Genomic DNA, 2,038 nt, shown 5'->3' with positions numbered 1-2,038 from the left:
ACTAACATAGGTTGAAAACTTCCATCTCTATCTCTAGGGACTTGAATTTGATCTTCTCCAAAGGAAGTTTTTATAGTCTTTTTACCATACCCGTTAAAGACTTTGCATACATTCGTCGCGTATCGATAAATCTCTGCAAGGCAGGTTTATCGATACGCTCCTCATTCCTTTAAATACTTTTTTGAACAGAACCAAAGGATACAAGCCTATTGCTTATAACACCGTACAAGCACGACTCTCCATAAGCAAAACGCTTGAGATTTTTTGCGGACTTCTTTTTCTTTCTGAGGCAAAGAAAAAGAAGCCAAAAGAAGCCCCACCTTAGAAATGGATTAATTGTTAGCTTTTGAGTATTCAATGTCTTATAATAATTAATGCTAAAAAACAATTCGTAAACTTTTGGATAATCGTTATATCGCCTTATAGTTATCCTCTAATATTTTTAGCACATCACTTTCTTTGTATAGAATTTTACCCTCAATTTGAACATAAGGCAAAAAACCATCGTCTCTATATTGTTGGAGGGTTCTTTGGCTTATATGCAACAAATTGCATAGCTCTTTTCCCGAAAGGTAGATTTCTCCATTCAATACAGGTCTAAAATGTTCTAATAAAAACTTTACATATTCATTAAGTTCTTGTACTTGCTTTTGGTAAAAAGCCATTTCTTCTGTTTGATCTGTGTAGAGTTCCATTAGATTTCAGTTTTTGTAGTTTGATTTTCTAATAATTCAATTACATCACTACGCTTGTAGTAGTTTTTTCGATTGATGTAGGAATAGGGTATTAAGTTTCGGTCTTTGTAATTCTGGAGTGTTCGTTTGCTAATGCCAACAACTGACAGACCTCTTGTGTGTCTAACCATTTTTTGTCTCGACAAATGGCTTGATGCGTTTCTACTACGGACTTTGTTTGTTTGAGTAAGTCCCCTAATTTTTGATTGATTTGTTCAAACGCTCTCTTTTCAATAACTATAACATCCATAATCTGGTATCTTTTGGAGCGAAGATACTTTGAATGCAATTCGGTGAAGTAAGGTCGGTTGTCTCTGGAAGTGTGTGGCAGAGTTTGGAAAGGTCTATATTACTTATAGGTGTGTTGGCTTAACTCTTCGGTGGTGATACAAATATCATAGCCTTTTAATTTCAACCCTTTTATGAGTTCCTTATCTCCCGTCCATATTTTATGATGTGTGTGTAGGTGTAATGCTACAAAAAAGACATCATCTATATCAATGTCCTTAACAATATCTACGGCTTCTAGAATATCCTTTTGAGGAATTTCTTTTGTGCCTATAATAGATACATTTTCCAATAAATTTTGGAAAATCGCTAATACCTCTTTTTTACTTATTTTTAGATAATCTGCAATATCTTGTGAGTGTTCTTTAATTTCTTCAATCAAATAAGAAGGAGCAGTAAATTGAATCGTTCTTTTTTCTCTTAAAATACCGGCAATTTTACCCTTTGGAGCAATAATAGCACTGTAAAAAATATTACTATCGGTAATAACAATCATAGTACAATGTTATGCTCTGCGAGTAACCTTTTGGTTAATTTTTTATTAGTTTCTTGCGAGATTTTTTCTATAAAAGAAGCCTTGCTTTGTGCCGTTTTTGTAGGAATTTCTTGGTCAATATTAACCACCTTAACCCCTGATTGATTTCTAAACAAATCAACTATCTCCAAAAAGGCTTTTCCTTTTTTTGTATTTGGGTTCACTTCTATGGTTAGTATTTTAGACATAACAGATAAATCTTTCAACAAAGATAAAAAAGATTTTCTATAAAAAACAAGAAATTGAAAAATATCACACTCACTAATGGTAACTTAGGAAATCTAAATTGATGAATTGCAAAAAATGACCCACAAGCAGTTCTTATGGTATGCAGGTGGGTTCTGTTGGTGCAAATATACGACTATTATTTCTATTCCGTTTTCTCCTCTTTCTTAGCATTAAACTCAAAGTTCAGTTTTTGTTCTTTGCTTTTGCTATCGGCAATCCAAACCTCAAAACTTTGTGTATTGTTAGATTGGGA

The 2,038-nt window shown here is 33.1% G+C and carries 5 protein-coding genes and 1 pseudogene; all 6 read right to left on the bottom strand.

Annotated elements, in window-relative coordinates; translation table 11 throughout:
* Window positions 1-95: pseudogene (locus C237_RS14655) on the bottom strand (transposase); the annotation flags it as partial.
* A gap of 315 nt (window positions 96-410) precedes the next feature.
* Entirely contained in the window at window positions 411-695 is a 285-nt protein-coding gene (locus C237_RS0110990) for a helix-turn-helix domain-containing protein (RefSeq protein ID WP_014791679.1), read from the bottom strand.
* 91 nt (window positions 696-786) lie between these two features.
* Window positions 787-984 carry a hypothetical protein gene (locus C237_RS13725; protein WP_342661996.1) on the bottom strand — a complete coding sequence of 66 codons (198 nt, stop codon included), beginning with the start codon at window positions 982-984 and terminating at the stop codon, window positions 787-789.
* Between the two features lie 99 nt (window positions 985-1,083).
* Window positions 1,084-1,518, bottom strand: coding sequence for a PIN domain-containing protein (locus C237_RS0110980; RefSeq protein ID WP_018676517.1), 435 nt, complete (start codon window positions 1,516-1,518; stop codon window positions 1,084-1,086).
* A complete protein-coding gene (locus tag C237_RS0110975; RefSeq protein ID WP_018676516.1) occupies window positions 1,515-1,745 on the bottom strand; it encodes a hypothetical protein in 231 nt (76 codons plus the stop codon). The genes C237_RS0110980 and C237_RS0110975 overlap by 4 nt, the downstream gene beginning before the upstream one ends.
* A gap of 182 nt (window positions 1,746-1,927) precedes the next feature.
* Window positions 1,928-2,038: TraQ conjugal transfer family protein (locus C237_RS15265; protein ID WP_033399019.1), on the bottom strand; the 111-nt coding region annotated here is incomplete at its 5' end.

Origin of the sequence: Riemerella columbina DSM 16469 (assembly GCF_000374405.1) — a bacterium.
Classification (GTDB): domain Bacteria; phylum Bacteroidota; class Bacteroidia; order Flavobacteriales; family Weeksellaceae; genus Riemerella; species Riemerella columbina.
Note: the sequence above shows the minus strand (reverse complement) of the source record. Positions and strands in the feature narration are given on the sequence as shown.

Excerpts from the sequence above, each read along its gene's own strand:
- C237_RS0110990 (WP_014791679.1), bottom strand. The coding sequence starts at position 695 with ATGGAACTCTACACAGATCAAACAGAAGAAATGGCTTTTTACCAAAAG.
- C237_RS0110975 (WP_018676516.1), bottom strand. The coding sequence starts at position 1,745 with ATGTCTAAAATACTAACCATAGAAGTGAACCCAAATACAAAAAAAGGA.
- C237_RS13725 (WP_342661996.1), bottom strand. The coding sequence starts at position 984 with ATGGATGTTATAGTTATTGAAAAGAGAGCGTTTGAACAAATCAATCAA.
- C237_RS0110980 (WP_018676517.1), bottom strand. The coding sequence starts at position 1,518 with ATGATTGTTATTACCGATAGTAATATTTTTTACAGTGCTATTATTGCT.